This window comes from Nocardia anaemiae NBRC 100462 (assembly GCF_001612725.1).
GTDB lineage: Bacteria > Actinomycetota > Actinomycetes > Mycobacteriales > Mycobacteriaceae > Nocardia > Nocardia anaemiae.
In genome coordinates, this window is sequence record NZ_BDAZ01000045.1 from 63,999 (window position 1) to 81,951 (window position 17,953).

General features: G+C 66.9%; 17 protein-coding genes. 10 read left to right on the plus strand and 7 right to left on the minus strand.

Annotation, left to right across the window (positions count from 1 at the left end; all coding sequences use genetic code 11):
- Positions 1-29: 29 nt before the first annotated feature.
- From NA5_RS24890 to NA5_RS24900, 3 genes are read left to right on the plus strand one after another with little or no spacing between them, the layout of a single operon-like run.
- Positions 30-479 carry an RpiB/LacA/LacB family sugar-phosphate isomerase gene (locus tag NA5_RS24890; RefSeq protein WP_062990126.1) on the plus strand — a complete coding sequence of 150 codons (450 nt, stop codon included), beginning with the start codon at positions 30-32 and terminating at the stop codon, positions 477-479.
- Positions 480-532: 53 nt separating this feature from the next.
- The gene (locus NA5_RS24895; protein WP_245672380.1) at positions 533-1,153 is read left to right on the plus strand and encodes a DJ-1/PfpI family protein; all 621 of its coding nucleotides are present in this window, start codon (positions 533-535) and stop codon (positions 1,151-1,153) included.
- Between the two features lie 49 nt (positions 1,154-1,202).
- A complete protein-coding gene (locus NA5_RS24900; protein ID WP_062990130.1) occupies positions 1,203-1,661 on the plus strand; it encodes a MarR family winged helix-turn-helix transcriptional regulator in 459 nt (152 codons plus the stop codon).
- Positions 1,662-1,744: 83 nt separating this feature from the next.
- On the opposite strand, the gene NA5_RS24905 is transcribed toward NA5_RS24900, so the two are convergent.
- Positions 1,745-2,500 (minus strand): HAD-IIA family hydrolase, encoded by a 756-nt coding sequence (locus tag NA5_RS24905; RefSeq protein WP_084484400.1) that lies wholly within the window; start codon positions 2,498-2,500, stop codon positions 1,745-1,747.
- A gap of 407 nt (positions 2,501-2,907) precedes the next feature.
- Between NA5_RS24905 and fgd the strand changes: the two genes are divergently transcribed.
- A complete protein-coding gene (fgd, locus tag NA5_RS24910; protein ID WP_062990134.1) occupies positions 2,908-3,918 on the plus strand; it encodes a glucose-6-phosphate dehydrogenase (coenzyme-F420) in 1,011 nt (336 codons plus the stop codon).
- A gap of 194 nt (positions 3,919-4,112) precedes the next feature.
- Here the strand turns inward: fgd and NA5_RS24915 are convergent, their stop codons facing one another.
- Positions 4,113-4,391 carry a hypothetical protein gene (locus NA5_RS24915; RefSeq protein ID WP_062990136.1) on the minus strand — a complete coding sequence of 93 codons (279 nt, stop codon included), beginning with the start codon at positions 4,389-4,391 and terminating at the stop codon, positions 4,113-4,115.
- A gap of 267 nt (positions 4,392-4,658) precedes the next feature.
- On the minus strand, positions 4,659-5,162 hold the full coding sequence (locus tag NA5_RS24920) for a nitroreductase family deazaflavin-dependent oxidoreductase (protein ID WP_062990139.1): 504 nt from the start codon (positions 5,160-5,162) through the stop codon (positions 4,659-4,661).
- Positions 5,163-5,256: 94 nt separating this feature from the next.
- Here NA5_RS24920 and pta point away from each other — a divergent pair, with 94 nt between their 5' ends.
- Both pta and NA5_RS24930 read left to right on the plus strand, forming a co-directional pair.
- The gene (gene pta / locus NA5_RS24925; RefSeq protein ID WP_062990281.1) at positions 5,257-7,329 is read left to right on the plus strand and encodes a phosphate acetyltransferase; all 2,073 of its coding nucleotides are present in this window, start codon (positions 5,257-5,259) and stop codon (positions 7,327-7,329) included.
- A 90-nt stretch (positions 7,330-7,419) separates the two neighbouring features.
- A complete protein-coding gene (locus NA5_RS24930; protein ID WP_062990141.1) occupies positions 7,420-8,667 on the plus strand; it encodes an acetate kinase in 1,248 nt (415 codons plus the stop codon).
- Positions 8,668-9,047: 380 nt separating this feature from the next.
- Here NA5_RS24930 and NA5_RS24935 read toward each other — a convergent pair whose 3' ends face one another.
- The 3 genes from NA5_RS24935 to NA5_RS24945 are packed head-to-tail and all read right to left on the minus strand — an operon-like array spanning position 9,048 to position 13,785.
- The gene (locus tag NA5_RS24935) at positions 9,048-11,426 is read right to left on the minus strand and encodes a serine/threonine-protein kinase PknG (protein WP_245672381.1); all 2,379 of its coding nucleotides are present in this window, start codon (positions 11,424-11,426) and stop codon (positions 9,048-9,050) included.
- A 5-nt stretch (positions 11,427-11,431) separates the two neighbouring features.
- Entirely contained in the window at positions 11,432-12,409 is a 978-nt protein-coding gene (locus tag NA5_RS24940; protein ID WP_062990144.1) for a glutamate ABC transporter substrate-binding protein, read from the minus strand.
- Positions 12,406-13,785, minus strand: coding sequence for a GlnX family signal transduction membrane protein (locus tag NA5_RS24945; protein ID WP_062990283.1), 1,380 nt, complete (start codon positions 13,783-13,785; stop codon positions 12,406-12,408). Before NA5_RS24945 ends, NA5_RS24940 begins: the two co-directional genes overlap by 4 nt.
- A 114-nt stretch (positions 13,786-13,899) precedes the next feature.
- Here NA5_RS24945 and NA5_RS24950 point away from each other — a divergent pair, with 114 nt between their 5' ends.
- Positions 13,900-14,595 carry an NUDIX hydrolase gene (locus NA5_RS24950; RefSeq protein WP_062990146.1) on the plus strand — a complete coding sequence of 232 codons (696 nt, stop codon included), beginning with the start codon at positions 13,900-13,902 and terminating at the stop codon, positions 14,593-14,595.
- Positions 14,596-14,608: 13 nt separating this feature from the next.
- On the opposite strand, the gene thiE is transcribed toward NA5_RS24950, so the two are convergent.
- Positions 14,609-15,316 (minus strand): thiamine phosphate synthase, encoded by a 708-nt coding sequence (gene thiE / locus NA5_RS24955; protein WP_062990148.1) that lies wholly within the window; start codon positions 15,314-15,316, stop codon positions 14,609-14,611.
- A gap of 57 nt (positions 15,317-15,373) precedes the next feature.
- On the opposite strand from thiE, the gene thiO reads away from it, so the two are divergent.
- The 3 genes from thiO to NA5_RS24970 are packed head-to-tail and all read left to right on the plus strand — an operon-like array spanning position 15,374 to position 17,446.
- Entirely contained in the window at positions 15,374-16,471 is a 1,098-nt protein-coding gene (thiO, locus tag NA5_RS24960) for a glycine oxidase ThiO (protein ID WP_062990284.1), read from the plus strand.
- A complete protein-coding gene (gene thiS / locus NA5_RS24965; protein ID WP_062990150.1) occupies positions 16,468-16,680 on the plus strand; it encodes a sulfur carrier protein ThiS in 213 nt (70 codons plus the stop codon). Before thiO ends, thiS begins: the two co-directional genes overlap by 4 nt.
- 4 nt (positions 16,681-16,684) lie before the next feature.
- Positions 16,685-17,446 (plus strand): thiazole synthase, encoded by a 762-nt coding sequence (locus tag NA5_RS24970; protein WP_084484402.1) that lies wholly within the window; start codon positions 16,685-16,687, stop codon positions 17,444-17,446.
- Positions 17,447-17,953 lie beyond the last annotated feature (507 nt).

Here is a 17,953-nt window from a genome sequence, read left to right on the forward strand (position 1 = left end):
TGTGGTGCGGGCGTTATTACGCTTGGGGTATGCGAATTTCGGTTGCGGCGGATGAGCGGGTTGGGGTGGCCGAGGAGCTGGTGGTGGAGCTCGGGCGGCGGGGGTTCGAGACGGTGGTGCACGGGGCGTTGTCGGATAGCGAGCGCGATGACTGGGCTTGGGCCAGTGAGGCGGCGGCCAGGGATGTGGCCGAGGGGCGGGCGGAGCAGGGTGTGGTGTGCTGTTGGACGGGGACGGGGGCTTCCATTGCCGCCAACAAGGTGGCGGGGATCAGGGCCGCGCTGTGTACGGATGCGGCGACGGCGGCTGGTGCGCGGAAATGGAATGACGCGAATGTGCTTGCCCTGAGCCTGCGTTCGACTTCCCGGGCGGAGCTGACGGAGATTCTGGACGCGTGGTTCGGCGGTGAACCGAGTGCGGATGCGGAGGATCGCGCCAATATCGCGCATCTGGCGAAGATCGAACGCGGACATCATTGACAGTATGCTGTCATACATGACAGCATACTGTCATGGCTACGCAAATAGTTCACATGGCTGTTTACGACACGCTCGCCGACTGGGAGGTCGGCGCGGCGACCGCGCATATCAATCGCCCCCTCTGGCAGAAGGCGCCGGGAACCTTCCGGGTGCAGACCGTTGGGTTCACCGCCGATCCGATCACTACGACGGGCGGGATGCGCATCGTGCCGGATATGGTGCTCGCCGATCTCACGCCCGCCGCGAGCGCGATGCTGATCCTGCCGGGTGCCGACACCTGGGAGACGGGGGAACTCGAGCCCTTCGCGCACAAGGCGCGGGAGTTCCTGGACGCGAGGGTCCCGGTCGCGGCGATCTGCGGTGCCACTTTCGGATTGGCGAAAGCGGGCCTGCTCGATGGCCACGCGCATACCGGTGCCGCCGCGGAATACCTTGCCTACAGCGGATATTCGGGAGGTGATCGCTATCTGGACCAGGCGGCGGTGCTGGACGGCGATCTCATCACGGCGGGCCCGACCGCGCCGTTCGAATTCGCTCGCGAGGTGCTGCGCAGGCTCGATGTCTATGAACCGCATGTGCTCGACGCGTGGTACCGCTTGTTCGGTCAGAGCGATCCGGCGGCATTCGCCGAGCTTTCCGAGTACGAGGCGCAGCGGGCCACCGCTTCCGTGTGAGGAAGAATTCGCGGATGATCGCCGAAGCGCGCAGAACCGGAGTTCCGATATGACCGACACGCCCGAGCAGGAACTCTTCGCCGCGGTCGCCATCACCTCATTCCAGCTGAACGGTCAATTCCTCACCATCGCAGAGGAATTGGCCGCACCCGGCGGAATCACGGCGGCGTGGTGGCAGGTGCTCGGCGCGGTACTGCGCGAACCGCTGCCGGTGGCCGGAATCGCCCGAGCCATGGGGATCACCCGGCAGAGTGTGCAGCGAATCGCGGACCTGCTGGTGGACAAGGGACTTGCCGAGTTCCAGCCGAATCCGGCGCACCGCCGAGCCAAACTCGTCGCGGTGACCGACGCGGGTCGCGCGGCGATCAAACGCATCAACCCACACCACGCGGTCATGGCGAAGCGCCTGACCGACCAACTCGGCGCCGACCAACTAGCCCGCACCGTACAACTCATGACCCAACTCTCCGCCGCCCTGGACGCAATCACACCCGCCCCTGAGTCATAACTGGACGGATGATCACGTGGAAATCAAGGCGGCAAAACGCGAGAAGCCTCCGCCACCAGTGCCATCTGATCTTGATTCTCCGGTCAGGCGAAGGGTTTGTCGGTTCGGCCGACCAGGTCGGCTACCGAGTCGACGACCATGGTGGGGCGGTAGGGGAATTGCTCGACGGATTCACGGGTGGAGATGCCGGTGGTGACCAGAACGGTGCGCATGCCCGCCTCGAGACCCGAGACGATATCGGTGTCCATTCGGTCGCCGATCATCACCGTCGACTGGGAATGGGCGCCGATTCGGCGTAGGGCCGAGCGCATCATGAGCGGGTTCGGCTTGCCTACGTAGTACGGCTCCCTGCCGGTCGCGCGGGTGATCAGCGCGGCGACCGAGCCGGTCGCGGGGAGCAGGCCCTCGCGCGACGGTCCGGTCGCGTCCGGGTTGGTGGCGATGAAGCGTGCGCCCCGGTCTACCAGGCGGATCGCGGTGGTGATCGCTTCGAAGGAGTAGGTGCGGGTTTCGCCGAGCACCACATAGTCCGGATCGCTATCGGTCAGCACATAGCCGATTTCGTGCAGTGCGGTGGTGAGACCGGATTCGCCGACCACATAGGCGGTTCCATTGGGGCGCTGGTCATTGAGGAAGGTCGCGGTGGCCAGCGCCGAGGTCCAGATCGCCTCCTCCGGAATGTCGAGTCCGGTGTGGCGCAGGCGGGCCTGCAGATCGCGCGGCGTGCGGATGGAGTTATTGGTGAGCACAAGGAACGGAATCTCCTTGCTGCGCAGCTCGGCAAGGAACTTGTCGGCGCCGGGCACCAGATGGTCTTCGTGCACCAACACCCCATCCATATCGGTGAGGTAGGACAGGATCGGCTCATCTGGTGTGCTCACGAGTCAATTGTCGGCTATCCGCCGACTCCGCGCGCGGATACCAACTCCGATGCGACCATCCCCACACCGCACGGACTCTGCTGTCGCATATCCAGTGCGGACCTCGCAGAAGCTATGAGTTGTGCGCGATGCCCACTGGGTATGCGACAGCAGGGGGCGACCTTGGATGTGGGGGCGGGCTGACTATGGTCGAGGGGAGGCCGTGTGAGAACCGATCGCGCAGCGCTCAGGTAGGCCGATCGCGGCCCGGGAACTCCCGTGTCGCCCTTGCGGTTGTACCGGGATGCGGTCGCGGGATTCAGGCGGCCGACGGTGTGCGGAACCTCCCGCACGGACCGTTGAGCGAAGCGACAGGAGTGGCGCATATGGGTGATCTGAAGCTCGGATACAAGGCGTCGGCAGAACAGTTCGGACCGCGAGAATTGGTGGAAATCGCGGTGGCGGCCGAGGAACACGGCCTCGACAGCGCGACCGTGAGCGACCATTTCCAGCCGTGGCGGCACAAGGGCGGACACGCGCCGTTCTCGCTGGCCTGGATGGCCGCGGTCGGCGAGCGCACCAAGCGCATCCAACTCGGCACCTCGGTGCTCACCCCGACCTTCCGCTACAACCCCGCCGTGATCGCACAGGCCTTCGCGAGCATGGGTTGTCTGTACCCGGACCGGATCATGCTCGGTGTCGGCAGCGGTGAGGCGCTCAATGAGATCGCCACCGGCTACACCGGCGAATGGCCGGAATTCAAGGAGCGTTTCGCCCGGCTGCGCGAATCCGTCGACCTCATGCGCGCACTGTGGACCGGTGAGCGCACCGACTTCGACGGCGAGTACTACAAGACCGTCGGCGCGTCCATCTACGACGTGCCCAAGGGCGGCATCCCGATCTACATCGCCGCGGGCGGGCCGCTGGTCGCGCGCTATGCGGGCCGCGCGGGTGACGGTTTCATCTGTACCTCCGGCAAGGGCATGGACCTCTACACCGAGAAGTTGATGCCCGCCGTCGCGGAGGGCGCCGCCAAGGCCGGACGCACCATCGAGCAGATCGACCGGATGATCGAGATCAAGATCTCCTACGACACCGATCCCGAACTGGCGCTGGAGAATACGCGCTTCTGGGCCCCGCTCTCGCTGACCGCCGAGCAGAAGCACTCTATTACCGACCCGATCGAAATGGAGGCCGCCGCCGACGCCCTCCCGATCGAGCAGATCGCCAAGCGCTGGATTGTCGCCAACGATCCGGACCAGGCCGTCGAACAGATCAAGCCCTACCTCGATGCCGGACTCAACCACCTGGTCTTCCACGCCCCCGGCCACGACCAGTCCCGCTTCCTCGACCTCTTCCAGCGCGACCTGGCCCCCCGCCTCCGCGCCCTGGGCTGAGCCGAACCGCTCCGACCCGGCGGTCGTCCCGGCTGAATATCGTTGGCTCCCAACCGTCGATATTCGGCCGGACACCACAGTCGGGCCAATCCCGTTTCCGCGAGCTGTTCTAGCGCAACCTGGAATCCGCGCTCTCGGCAGACCCGCAACCGGTCGTACCGACCGAGCATCGTCAGCCCACCCGCCGTGTTCGGTCAGCTCCGGCGCGCTTGGTCGGGTCGCGCCGTGTTCGGTCGGGTCCCGTCATATTCGGTCGGTCCCCGCCGCGCTTGGTCGGATCGTCGTGTTGTGTTCGGTCGGGTCGCGTTGTGTTCGGTCGGATCGCGCCATATTCGGTCGGTCCCGCCGCGCTTGGTCGGATCGTCGTGTTCGGTCGCGTCGTGTTCGGTCGGTCCCGGCGTGTTCGCGGCGACGAGGGTGTGCTCGTCGCGCACGGTGATCCGCTCGGCGGCTATGTGCTCTACCTCGAGCACGGCCGAGTTGTGGTCGGGTCGCGTCGTGTTCGGACGGTCCCGTCGTGCTCGGCCGGTCGCGTCGTGTTCGGACGGTCCCGTCGTGCTCGGCCTGATCGCGCCATGTTCGGTTCCGCAATGGCCGGTCGGCTCGGCGGAAGGATCCGCGAGGCGAGTCGAACCGCGACGAACTCCGCCGCGGCCATTCGACTGGTCTCGGTGCGCTGGTCGGCTCGGACTCAGCGTGGCCCTGCGAAATCCGCAACTCATCGGGATGGTGCGGAATGGTCAGGCGCGGGTGAGGGCGAAGATGCGGAGGTCCCGGGCGGTGCGGGTGCGGTAGACGCTGTAGGCGCTGGTGATTTCGACGAAGCGGGCGAACAGATCGTCTTTATCGGATTCCACCAGGGTGGCGCGGACGGGGATGCGTTGGCCCGCGATGGCGACGGTGGCGTTCGGGTTCGCCAGCAGGTTGGTGGTCCAGGCCGGGTGCTTGTGCTGGCCGAAGTTGCTGCCGATCACGTAGATGGTGTCGCCGTCGTGCAGGCAGAGCAGTGGTTGGGTGCGCGGCGCACCGGATTTGCGGCCGGTGGTGGTCAGCAACATGACCGGGGCGCCGATCGGGCCGAGGAGGGTGTACTTGGCATTCGTGCGCTCGAGTATGGCCCGATCCAGCGGGGTGACCTTCCGAATCAGCCACGACCCGGGTTTGGTCGAAGCGAGCTTGGTCGCTAGGCGGGCAAGAAAATTGGTGTTCGAACCCCACTGCCGCTTCGGGAATTGCTCAGCCATGCCCGGACTATATCCGGATCGGCGCGAATCGGAATTCGTGATCGCTGTCTCGCCGAACGGTCCAGGTAGCCGCCGGTTCACTAAGCTCTCGAACATGGCCGATACCGCTCCATCCGCTGTGTACATCGCATCTCCGGAGGGTGACACCGGAAAATCGACGGTGGCCCTCGGCATGCTCCAGATGCTGTGCGCGACCACCGCCCGGGTCGGCGTATTCCGGCCGATCACCCGCTCCACCACCGAGCCGGACTACATCCTGGAACTGCTGCTCGAGCACAGCACCGCCGATATCGACTACGCGCAGGCCATCGGCGTCACCTACGAGCAGGTGCACGCGGATCCGGATGCCGCGATCAGCGAGATCGTGATGCGGTTCCATGAGGTCGCGAAGCTGTGTGACGCGGTGGTGATCGTCGGCAGCGATTACACCGATGTGGCCAGCCCGAGCGAGTTGCGCTTCAATGCCCGTATCGCGGTGAACCTCGGCGCGCCCGTTCTGCTGGTGGTGCGCGGTGCTGGCCGCACGCCGGACGAGGTCAAGCAGCTGGCCGAATTGTGCGCGCATGAGCTTTCTCTCGAACATGCGCATCTGATGTCCATCATCGCGAACCGTTGCGAGCCGGAGCAATTGGATGAAGTCCGCGCTGCACTGAAGGGCTTCGATGTACCGTCCTGGACGTTACCTGAAGTGCCACTGCTCATTTCGCCTACCATGGCCGAGCTGTGTACCGCGATCGACGGCGAAATATACAGCGGCGATGTGGAATTGCTGCAGCGCGAGGCGCTGAAGATCATGGTCGGCGGCATGACGGCCGAACATATTCTGGAGCGGTTGGTCGACGGCGTCGTCGTCATCGCGCCGGGCGATCGCTCCGACGTTTTGCTCAGCGTCGTGAATGCGCATGAGGCGGAAGGCTTTCCGTCGCTGTCGGGCATCATCATGAACGGCGGTATGCTGCCGCATCCGGCCATCGCCCGGTTGATGAACGGCCTCAAACCCAAGCTGCCGATCCTCACCACCGAGTTGGGCACCTACGACACCGCGAGCGCCGCCTACCGCACCCGCGGCCGTATGTCCGCGGGCAGCCCGCGCAAGGTCGATACCGCGTTGGCCCTGATGGAACAGCATGTCGAGGCGTCGGAGTTGTTGCGGCGCATCGAGATTCCGGATACCTCGGTGGTGACGCCGCAGATGTTCGAATATCAGCTGATCGAACGCGCCAGGGCCGACCGCAAGACCATCGTGCTGCCGGAGGGCGACGACGACCGGATTCTGCGCGCCGCCGGTCGGGTACTGCAGCGCAAAATCGCGGAACTGGTCATCCTCGGTGACGAGTCGGCCGTGCGCGCCCGCGCCGCGGAACTGGGCGTCGATATCTCGGCCGCGCGGGTACTCGACCCGCGCACCTCCGGTTACCTCGACGAATTCGCGGCCGAATACACCGAATTGCGCAAGCACAAGGGCATGACGCTGGAGCGGGCCCGCGAAACCATGGCCGATATCTCGTATTTCGGCACCATGATGGTGCACAAGGGCATTGCCGACGGCATGGTCTCCGGTGCCGCGCATACCACCGCGCACACCATCCGGCCGTCCTTCGAGATCATCAAGACCGTGCCGGGTGTCTCCACCGTCTCCAGTGTGTTCCTCATGTGCCTGGCCGATCGGGTGCTCGCCTATGGCGACTGCGCCGTCGTGCCCGATCCGACCTCGGAGCAACTGGCCGATATCGCGATCTCCTCCGCGCACACCGCGGCCCGCTTCGGCATCGACCCGCGCGTCGCGATGCTGTCCTACTCGACCGGTGAATCCGGCAGCGGCGTCGACGTGGACAAGGTGCGCGTCGCGACCAAACTGGTCCGCGAGCGCGCGCCGGAACTGCTGGTGGAGGGCCCGATCCAGTACGACGCCGCGATCGAACCCACCGTGGCCACCACCAAACTCCCGGACTCCGAAGTGGCCGGGCGCGCGACGGTCTTCGTGTTTCCCGACCTCAACACCGGTAACAACACCTACAAGGCGGTCCAGCGCAGCGCCGGTGCGATCGCCATCGGCCCGGTGCTGCAGGGACTGCGCAAGCCGGTCAACGACCTGTCCCGCGGTGCGCTCGTCGCCGACATCGTCAACACCGTTGCCATCACCGCGATCCAGGCGCAGGAGGGCTGATGTGCGGTGTGGCACACGGCGGAACAATGCGCCCGGATTCGCGGTTGCGGACCGAGTGCGGGACACGCGCGTGATGCAGGAGGTGCAGATATGAACGCGGCATCGCGGAGCGATTCGATAAGCGGCGGTGGCCACGATGATCTGGTGTTGGTGATCAATTCCGGCTCGTCGTCGATCAAATACCAACTGCTCGAGCCAGAGTCCGGCGTGGTCGCGGCATTCGGCATGGTCGATCGGATCGGCGAGGAGCAGGCCGGGATCGAGCATCAGGTCGACGGCCGAACCGTCGAACGTCGCGAGCCGATCGCCGATCACACGGCGGGGTTGCGGCTGGTCTTCGATGTGTTCGCCGAATCCGGCCACGATCTCGCCGCAGCCGGTGTGCGCGCGGTCGGGCACCGAGTTGTGCACGGCGGCGAGGTGTTCTATCGGCCGACGCTCATCGATGATGCCGTGGTCGCCGCCATCTCCGATCTGTCTTCGCTTGCGCCGCTGCATAATCCGGCGAATGTCGCGGGCATCGAGAGTGCGCGCGAACTGCTGCCCGGCGTCCCGCAGGTGGCGGTCTTCGATACCGCGTTCTTCCACGGCTTGCCCGATGCCGCCAAGACGTACGCCATCGACGCGAAACTCGCTGCCGCGCATGGTATTCGGAAGTACGGCTTTCACGGCACGTCACACGAGTACGTCTCCGGCCGGGTCGCCGCGCTGCTCGACCGAGATCCCGCCGACCTGAATCAGATCGTCTTCCACCTCGGCAACGGCGCATCGGCATCGGCCATCCGCGGCGGCCATCCGATCGACACCACCATGGGCCTTACCCCGCTGGAGGGGCTGGTGATGGGCACCAGGGGCGGCGATCTCGATCCGGGGATCATCGCGCATCTGGTCCGTGCGGCCCGCATGGATGTCGACCAGATCGACGAAATGCTGAACCGCAACGCCGGACTCAAGGGCCTGTCGGGTGTCAACGATTTCCGTGAGTTGCAGCGGCTGATCGACGCGGGCGATGCCGCGGCCCGCTTGGCCTATGACGTGTACATCCACCGGCTGCGCCGCTATCTCGGCGCGTATCTGATCGAGCTCGGCGGCGTCGACGCCATCACCTTCACCGCGGGTGTCGGCGAGAACAGTCCGCAGGTCCGCGCCGACGCGCTCGCCGGACTGTCCCGCTTCGGCATCGAAGTCGATCCGGACCGCAATACCGCCAGGGAGCGTGCCGCCCGGCATATCTCCGCACCGGGGGCCGAGGTGGCCGTGCTTGTCGTGCCGACCAATGAGGAATTGGCGATCGCACAGGCCGCGCTCGGCGTTGTCGCAGCTCAGCGTACTGATTGAGCGACCCTAGAAAACCTCACGGAATCCTCACAGTCGCTGCGGCAGTATTGGTGTCGGATCAGGTTCGCGCCGGACGCCGAAACCGGGGCCGGACCTCCGCCGCTATCGGGACCGCGACGCCCTCGCCGCTCCCGATGTGCCCGCTCCGGCTGCCCCCGGGGCGGGCCGAGCGCGGAACACCGGGGATTATCGGCGTGCCGACTGCTCCGCGAATCGCGATCCGAGCCCGGCCGGATTCCCTCCCGGCCGGGTTTTGCGTTGCGCTGCCGGTCGTTGGAAGGCGGGGGATTATCGGCGCGGGCCGACGGTTGCGAGGGTCGCTCGGTTCCGGTCCGGCGAGTTACCCATGTCCCTGCGGAACCAGTCGTCCGGCTTCGAACCTATATCCAGGTCTTTGCTCGGATCGAGTTCGCGAGGTCGACGAGGGCGTAGCGGTGATTGCGACCGGGGGCGGTGCGGGCCAGGGCGCGCAGTCCGGCCTCGGTGCCCGCGCGCAGCTCGCGCTCGGCGAACGGCGCGCCGAAGAGGGTGGCCTCGTCGCTCGCGGGCGTATTGCCCGATTGCAGCCAGGCCAGCGCGGCACCGAGGACGAGCACGCGCATCTGGGTAGCGCGGCTCTCCCCGCTGGGCAGGCTGGCAACACGTGCGGCCGAAATGTGCAGTGTGGATTCGGGGAGTTCGGCGATCGGCGCGGCGGTGAGCAGCAGCCATACCGCGGTCATCCGGGCCGTTGTGTAGTGCCGGGAGGTGGCGGGCACCTCATCGAGCGCGCGCACGGCCTCGTCGACCTGGCCCGCCGCGGCCGACTGCCTGGCCAGGCCGAATGCGGCGCTCACCACCGCGCGGTCGGTGCGCCACACGGTGGCGTAGAACTGCTCCGCATAGGCTCGCCATTGTTCGTGGTCGGCCGAATCCCAGTGCTGCAGAACGAGTTCCGCGGTCGCCGCGAGTGCGAGCTTGGGTGCGATCTCACCGGGCAGCACTCGCAGCACCGCATCGAAGCTGTTGTAGGCCTGTTCGTAATCCAGCTCCAGCAGCTGGGCGTAGCCGAGATACCAGTCGATGCGCCAATCGTGATCGCTGGGCAGTCGCGACAGCATATGCAGCACCGCCGCCGATTCGCCGAGTTCGAGCCGGAGCCTGGCCTCGGCCAGCGTCAGCTCCAGATCCCGTGTCTCCTGGGGTTTTTCCGGATCGGCCGCGGCGCGCTCATGTGCCTCCTGCAACGCCGCGAGCGCGTCGTTCGGCTCCGGATGTGCCACGGCCGCGAGCACCGGCACGGATGCGTCGGTCGGATCGATGAGTGGAACCGGAAGTGCCGCAGCCACTTCGCTGGCGCGCAGCAGGTTGCTTCTGGCGATGCCGTCGGCATACGCGTCGGTCTGACTGATCAACTCCTCGGTGCCGAAGCTGCCCCGCTGTGGACTGAAAACTGTGGACAGCTGTGGATGTTCGGCACCGGTGTCCATGGCGATAATCTCGCGCAATACACCCGCCAGCTGGGCGGACATGACGCGTGCGGAGGGGAAGCGGCGCTCGGGATCGGGATCGGTCGCACAGAGCAGCAGGCGATGGAAGAACTCGTAGCGTTGGAGCACCGGATGGTCGGCGGGATCGGGAATGCCGTCGAGATAGCGGCCCTGCTCCATCGGCATGCTCAGCGTCAGCACGGCAAGCGTCCGCCCGACGGTGTAGATGTCCGAGGCCACCGTCGGCCCGGTCCTGGCTATCTCGGGAGCCTGAAAACCCCTGGTGCCGTATAGGTTTCCGTATGCGTCGATGGTGGCGACGGCACCGAGGTCGATGAGTTTGACCTGATCCTCGGTGACCATGATGTTGTCGGGTTTGAGGTCGTTGTAGGTCAACCCGATCGAATGCAGATACTCCAGCGCGGGCAGGATCTCCAGCAGATACGCGATCGCCTCGGGGACCGGCATCCGCTGCGGCCGCGGGTAGGTGTCGAGAATATCGCGCAGGGAGCGACCGCCGACGTACTCCATGACGATGTAGCCGATGGACTCGCCGTCCGGGCCGGTGTGCTCGACGAAGTTGTGGATCTTGACGATGCTCGGATGTGCCACCTCGGCGAGGAATTGGCGTTCGGCCACCGCCACCGCTTGGGCCTCGGTATCGCCCGCGTGCAGCAGGCCCTTCAGCACCACCCAGCGGTCGCTGACATTGCGGTCGATCGCGAGGTAGATCCAGCCGAGGCCGCCGTGCGCGATGCAGCCCTGGACTTCGTACTGGCTCGACACCATATCGCCCTCGTGCAGCGACGGGCGGAAATCATATGGCGCACCGCAGGTTTCGCAGGTACCAGCGGTTCTCGCGGGACGGGTCGCGGTGGCACGGCCGACCGGATTGCCGCAGCGCCAGCAGAAGCGTCTGCCCTCGGAGACAACGGGATCGGCGAGCACCGCGGTGCGTGGATCGGCGGGCGGGATATTCGGAATGGTGACCAGTCCGGCGCCGAGTTTGCGCGTCGTCGGTCGCGACCGCGCGGTGCGCACGCTGCGACCGGAGGTGCGCACGATCGCGGCTGAGGTGGGCTCCGGCGCGTTCCATGCGCCAACGGTGAATTCGGCGGCCATATTGTCGCCGCGGACGGTTTCGCCGGAGGCGGTTCGGCGGCGGGTCTCGTGGGAGGCGCGGTGGTCACGGATCGTTTCGGCGGAGGACTGGTGACGAACCGTTTCATCGGAAGCGGCGCTGACATTTTCGCTCTCGGTCGAATCGGCGGCATCGTGCGGTGATGTCATCGCCGTCAGTCCTGATAGGTCGGCGCGGGCGGGGCTGGTTCCGGCCCGAGTGCGATGAGGTACTGCTGATACAGCCGGGCCCAGGTGCCGTCGTTGCGGATGCGCTCCAGCGTGCCGTTGACGAAGCGGACCAGATCGTCGTTGCCCTTGGGGATTCCGATTCCGTAGGGCTCGACGCTGATGCTGGGGCCGACCAACTCGGTGTACGCCGAGTCCTGTACACCGAGTCCAGCGAGAACGGCGTCGTCGGTGCTGATCGCGTCGACTTGACGCTGCTGCAGCACGACCAGACAGTCCGCCCACGTCGGCACCGTGAGGATGGTCGCGGCGGGCTGCTCGCGGCGCATGTGGTCCAGCGAGGTGGTGCCGGAGACGATGCACACCCGCTTACCGGCCAGATCGGCCAGACTTCGGATACCGGAGTTCTTCACCGCGAGCACACGCTGATTGGCCCGCAGATAGACGGTCGAGAAGGAGACCTTCTGCCGCCGTTCGCAATTGATCGTCATCGTCTTGGCGACGATATCGACGACATGATTCTGCAGCGCGGATTCACGCTCGGCGGATCCGAGACTGCGGTATTCGATCTGGTCTGGACTACCGAGCAGATCCCGGGCGACCTCCCTGGCGATATCGGCATCGAATCCGACAATCGTGCCGCTGACCGGATCTCGGAAGCTGAAAAGGTTACTGCCGGTATCCAATCCGACCACCAGCCGCCCGCGGGCGCGAATCGCATCGATGGTCGGTCCGTGGGCGGCCGCACCCGCTCCGGTAGGTCGCAGACTCGCGGTCGGATCGCCGCATTGCTCGTCACGTTCCGGTGGAATTGGTGAATCCGTCGGTATCGCAACGGCTTTGGCGGGCAGCGGCGGTTCGGTGTACTTGGTGGTCTTGGTATCGATCGTGTCCGAGCCCGCCGCGCACCCGGCGAGCAGAGCGGTTGCGGCGAGCGCGGCGAGCAGTCCGCGCACGCGGTTCATCGGTACTCCCGAAGTCGCGGCCAGATACCGAGGCCGACATAGGCCGCGGCCAATATGCCGAGCACCATCGCGCCCGGCGCCAGGAAGTCCAGTGACCTGGCCGCGCCGGAGATGTTGTCGCGCAACGTCTCGCGCGTCGCATCCAGGCCCACTCCCAGTGCTCGGTCCAGCGATTCCACTTGCGCCGTGGCGTCCGCCGAGCCCGGTCCGGTCGTCGCGGTCGCCGCGCCGACGAAATCGCCGTGGGCGAGGGCATCGTTCATGCGTTGATGAGCCGCTCGCCAACGGGTGAGTGCCTCACGGGCCTTCGCGATCTCATCGGCCTCGGGTGCGTCGGACGGATAGCCGCTGAGCAGTTCGTTGAGCCGGGTGACGCTGGACTCGTAGGTGCGGTCGTAGTCGCCGGTGGCGTCGCGGCGCACCAGCTTCAGTGTCTCCGCCGAACGCGCCTGCTGGGTCAGAATGCGGCTCTCGGTCAACCGAGAACTCGGCACCGCGCCGTGATCGCGGCCGCCGATCATCTCCGCGGCCGAGACGGATCCGGCGATCAGCGTCCACGCCAACAGGATCAGCATCCCGGCCGAAGCGAGCAGCAGTCCCGGATTGAGTACCCGGTGCCAGCGCTTCGACAAATCGAACTGCGCCCAGACCAACGCTCCCAACGCCAGGATCAATAGGCCGATCGCGGACCACGGCGGCTGCACGTGATGCCGCTGGGCCGCGCTCACGGCGTCGGAGCGGTGACTCTGCAGCTGTGCGGCCATCGGCAGCAGGACGGTCTGCATCTGATTCGATGCCTCGCTCAAATACGCGGCGCCGACCGGGTACCCGTTGCGATTGTTCGCACGGGCGGTTTCGACCAGACCAGAGTAGACCGGCAGGCCGGTGGCGATGCCCGTACGCAGCCGGGTATCCGGATCGTCATCGGTGGCCTGTCCAGCCGCGTGCCCCGATTGCGTCACCAATTCCGCGGACGCCTCGCCCAGCGCCTGGCTGTAGCGGTCGCGCACCGTCTCCGGTTCCAGACCGCCCGCGATGAACGCGGTACTCGCCGCGGCATCGGCGATGGACAGCGAGGTGTAGAGGTGATGGGAGGAGTTCGCGTCCGGCTCGGTGTCGTCGAGCAGGATGTCCAGCGACTGCTGGCGATCGCTCACCGTCGCGGCGGTCATCATGCCCGCGGCCAGGCACAGGCCGATGAGCAGCAGTCCGATGGCGATGAGCCGACCCGGGGTCGATAGCGCGAAGGTTCGTAGGTTGGCCAGGTCCAGATGGGCGCGTAGCCCGGCCTCGCGCGGCACGTCCAGCCGCTCGGGCCCGACATCGGCCGTGACCGACGGCGGCCGCGGGGCCGTCGTCGAGTCGAGCGCTGCCATCTCCACCTCCCCGGTTGGTGCGCACATGTGCTCCTGCTCGGAGCTTATTGTGGTCTTACCGGCGCCGTGGCGTGTGAAACAACCGCGCAACGGCTAGATGAGGATGGTAACCAGATGCGTGGTGACGGTGACGGTTGGTCACACGGCCCGGACGGATTGCGGCATTGGGGCCGCTTCGGGGCCGCTGGACTGCTGCTGCGCGCACCGCTCGCGGGCGGCGGTTCGGCGGTGTTGTTGCAGCACCGCGCGCCCTGGAGTCATCAGGGCGGCACCTGGGCGCTGCCCGGCGGCGCCCGCGACAGCCACGAGACCCCGGTGCACGCGGCGGTCCGCGAGGCTTGGGAGGAAGCGGGTATCGATCCGGCCGATGTTCGGGTGCGCGGCGAGCGAATCACCGCGACGGCACTGAGTGGCTGGACGTACACCACCGTGGTCGCCGATGCGGTGATGACGCTGCCGACCAGTCGCAACCGGGAAAGCAGTGCGTTGGCCTGGGTTCCCGAGCAGGAGGTCGACAGCCATCCGCTGCACCCCGGCTTCGCCCTCTCCTGGCCCGCGCTGCGGGCCGCTCCGGCGCGCGTCTGCCTCGACGACATCGACGTGGACGACGCCGGTACCGTCGCGGCCGCGCTGCCCCGCACCGTCGACCTCGCCGATCAGGGCTTCGTCTGGTTGCACGCCGATCCGGAAGGACCTGGTGCCTACGCCCGCATCGTCGATGCGGATATGGATTCGACGGATGCCGTGCGGCCGGATGCGGATTCGAACGATTCGATCTTGGCGCTTACCCGAGTTCAGGTGCTGTCCTGAAGATGGGCGAGTCTCAGCCGAATTGAGCGTTTTGCAGAAGTGCGGTCTTCAGCTGACGCGCCGCCGCCTCCGGATCGCGCGCTTCGGTGATCGCGCGCACCACGACAACGCGCTGGGCTCCGGCGGCGAGCACCTCGGGTAGGCGCTCGGCGTCGATGCCGCCGATTGCGAACCACGGGCGGGTGGGGTGGGCGTCGGCGGTGGAGCGCACCAGGTCCAGGCCCGCCGCCTGACGTCCGGGCTTGGTCGGTGTCGCCCACACCGGGCCGGTGCAGAAGTAGTCGATGTGTTCGTCGATCGCGGCGAGCCCGGCTTGCGCCCGATTGTTGGTGGAGCGCCCGATCACCACATCGGGGCCGAGAATGCGCCGCGCGTACCACGGCGGCAGATCGTTCTGTCCCAGGTGCAGCACATCGGCTCCGGCGGCGAATGCGATATCGGCGCGGTCGTTCACCCCGATCAGTCCGCCGTGCCTGCGGGCCGCGGCCTTCAATTCGGCGAGTGCGCCGATTTCGGCCTTGGCCTCGAGCGGGCCGAACTTCGCCTCACCGGGAGAGCCCTTATCCCTGAGCTGAATGATGTCGACACCGCCCGCGAACGCGGCCTCGGCGAACTTGGCCAGGTCGCCCTTCTCCCTGCGTGCGTCCGTGCACAGATACAGCCGGGCGGTAGCCAAACGCTCTCTGGGCGGTAGAGACCGGAACGGGTGGGAGGGTTGCACCTGCTCGACCGTAGTCGCGCTACCGTGGGGATGCGAATAGTGAGGCAGGTGGATCTGATGCGGACTCTGGCGGTCGTCGGTGGCGGCGCCATCGGACTCGCCGCCGCCTGGCGGGCGGCCGAGGCGGGCTGGTCGGTCACCCTATTCGATCCCGCCGTCGGCTCCGGCGCCTCCTGGGTTGCCGGGGGAATGCTCGCACCACTGTCCGAGGGCTGGCCGGGGGAGGATCTGGTCTTGGAATTCGGCGCGGCCTCGCTGGCCCGCTGGCCCGAATTCGCCGCCCGCCTCGAATCGACGGCCGGTGTAGCGGTATTCGTCGCCGACGAAACCCTGACCGTCGCGTTGGATGGCGCGGACGCCGCCGACCTGCGCACGGTAGCCGAATGGGTCGGTGCGCGCGGCCATGAGCTCGAGGTGCTCGACCGAGCCGGTGTACGAGCCCTCGAACCCGCGCTGGCACGCACCGTGCGCGCCGGTCTCCGCGCCACCGCCGAGCCCGCCATCGATAACCGACGACTGCTGGACGCACTCCAAAAAGCTTGCGGCACAGCCGGAGTCGCGGTGCGCGCCGAAACGGTCGACTCGGTCGACGCGCTGCCGTACGACCAGATCGTGCTCGCCGCGGGCGCGGCATCGTCGCGCCTGTGGCCCGACCTTCCGGTCCGCCCGGTGAAGGGCGAAATCCTGCGGCTGCGTCATCGTCCGGGCGCGACACCCCCGCCGCGGCGCGTGATTCGCGCGCGCGTGCACGGCAGGCAGGTCTATCTGGTGCCGCGTGCGGACGGAATCGTCGTCGGCGCAACACAATACGAGGCGGGCTTCGACACAACGGTGACAGTCGCCGGGGTCCGCGACCTGATCGCCGACGCCGAGGCGGTGCTGCCCGGTATCGGCGAATACGAATTGGCCGAGGCCAGTGCGGGTTCCAGGCCGGGCACCCCCGACAACCTGCCCCTTATCGGGCGGCTCACCGACCGAGTCGTGGCCGCCACCGGACACGGCCGCAACGGCATGCTCGCGGTACCGCTCACCGTCGACGCGGTGCTGAGCCTGCTCGACGGCGCACTGCTCGATGACGCGAAAGCCGCCGACCCGCAACGTTTTTCGACGGCGCACCCGTCGTCACTCGCTAGATCTGCAGGAGGAGTTCGATGACCTCGGTCCCCATCGGTGTCACGGTGAACGGGCAGGACCACGAATTCGACCGATCCCTCACGGTGCGTGAACTTCTCGACCGTCTCGGGCTGCCGTCGCAGGGCGTCGCGCTCGCGGTGGACGGTGCGGTTTTCCCGAAGTCCCGCTGGGACGAGCCGGTCGGTCGCGGCTGGGAGATCGAAGTGCTGACGGCGGTTCAGGGTGGCTGACGCACTGGAAACCCCTGACACACTGGAGATCGCGGGCAAGCGGTTCGGTTCCCGCCTCATCATGGGCACCGGCGGCGCCGAGAATCTCGCGGTGCTGGAGGAGGCGCTGATCGCCTCGGGCACCGAGCTGACCACGGTCGCCATGCGCCGGGTCGATGCCGTCGGCGGGACCGGCGTGCTCGACTTGCTCAAGCGCCTCGAGATCACGCCACTGCCCAATACCGCGGGCTGTCACACTGCTGCCGAGGCCGTGCTCACCGCGCAACTGGCCGCCGAGGCGCTCGACACCAACTGGGTCAAACTCGAGGTGATCGCCGACGACCGCACCCTGCTCCCGGACCCGATCGAATTGCTCACCGCCGCAGAGCAATTGGTCGACGCCGGATTCGTCGTACTGCCGTACACCACCGACGACCCGATCCTGGCCCGCCGACTCGAGGATGCGGGCTGCGCCGCCGTCATGCCGCTCGGCGCCCCGATCGGCACCGGACTCGGCATCGGCAATCCGCACAATATCGAGATGATCGTGGCGGCCGCGGGCGTCCCGGTCATCCTCGACGCGGGCATCGGCACCGCAAGCGACGCCGCACTGGCCATGGAACTCGGCTGCTCTGCCGTCCTACTCGCCACCGCCGTCACCCGCGCCCAACACCCGGCCCTCATGGCCGCCGCCATGAAGGATGCGGTCAATGCCGGTCACCTGGCGCGTCGAGCGGGACGCATTCCCAAACGCTTCTGGGCCCAGGCGTCCTCACCAGCGCGCTGAGTCCCCGCCCTGAGCCGTCGCATATCCAGTGAGCACCTCGCACAAGCTATAGCCTGTGCGAGGTACTCAGTGGATATGCGACGCTTCTTCAATCGCTCCGAGACTGCCGAGTGCATCGTGGTCGACGCGATCCGCGCGCTGGCGGTGGCGGCGAGGCCGAGCACTCTAACGCCTGAATGTGTTTGCGGTGAGCGCGATCATGAGTGTGGCCGATGTGGAGACCGTGCTGCCACGGCTGTCGTTCCATCGGTGGGCGGCGGTCGGACCGCCGCGGTCAGTGAGCACCATCAGCACAGCATGCGATAGAGCCGAGCGTCGGCGAGGCGCGGTCGTGAGCGGGACAGTTGCGTTCGAGTTGGCTGTGGCGGCCGGTTTCCGCTGGGTGCCGGTCGCGGCGGTGGCCTGGCCGACCCATGAGCGCGATGACGAGTAGACAAGGCCCCGGTCGACTCCGGCATGGTGTTGGCCCGGCTACCGTGATCGGCGAGGGGACGGCCTACAGTCCAC

Bases quoted from the DNA above. Each gene is read 5' to 3' on its own strand.
- fgd (WP_062990134.1), top strand. From the start codon at position 2,908: ATGGGTGATCTGAAGCTCGGATACAAGGCGTCGGCAGAACAGTTCGGA.
- NA5_RS24940 (WP_062990144.1), bottom strand. From the start codon at position 12,409: ATGAACCGCGTGCGCGGACTGCTCGCCGCGCTCGCCGCAACCGCTCTG.
- NA5_RS24920 (WP_062990139.1), bottom strand. From the start codon at position 5,162: ATGGCTGAGCAATTCCCGAAGCGGCAGTGGGGTTCGAACACCAATTTT.
- NA5_RS24890 (WP_062990126.1), top strand. From the start codon at position 30: ATGCGAATTTCGGTTGCGGCGGATGAGCGGGTTGGGGTGGCCGAGGAG.
- NA5_RS24935 (WP_245672381.1), bottom strand. From the start codon at position 11,426: ATGACATCACCGCACGATGCCGCCGATTCGACCGAGAGCGAAAATGTC.
- NA5_RS24930 (WP_062990141.1), top strand. From the start codon at position 7,420: ATGAACGCGGCATCGCGGAGCGATTCGATAAGCGGCGGTGGCCACGAT.
- thiS (WP_062990150.1), top strand. From the start codon at position 16,468: ATGACCTCGGTCCCCATCGGTGTCACGGTGAACGGGCAGGACCACGAA.
- NA5_RS24900 (WP_062990130.1), top strand. From the start codon at position 1,203: ATGACCGACACGCCCGAGCAGGAACTCTTCGCCGCGGTCGCCATCACC.
- pta (WP_062990281.1), top strand. From the start codon at position 5,257: ATGGCCGATACCGCTCCATCCGCTGTGTACATCGCATCTCCGGAGGGT.
- NA5_RS24905 (WP_084484400.1), bottom strand. From the start codon at position 2,500: ATGGATGGGGTGTTGGTGCACGAAGACCATCTGGTGCCCGGCGCCGAC.
- NA5_RS24945 (WP_062990283.1), bottom strand. From the start codon at position 13,785: ATGGCAGCGCTCGACTCGACGACGGCCCCGCGGCCGCCGTCGGTCACG.
- NA5_RS24950 (WP_062990146.1), top strand. From the start codon at position 13,900: ATGCGTGGTGACGGTGACGGTTGGTCACACGGCCCGGACGGATTGCGG.
- thiO (WP_062990284.1), top strand. From the start codon at position 15,374: ATGCGGACTCTGGCGGTCGTCGGTGGCGGCGCCATCGGACTCGCCGCC.
- NA5_RS24895 (WP_245672380.1), top strand. From the start codon at position 533: ATGGCTGTTTACGACACGCTCGCCGACTGGGAGGTCGGCGCGGCGACC.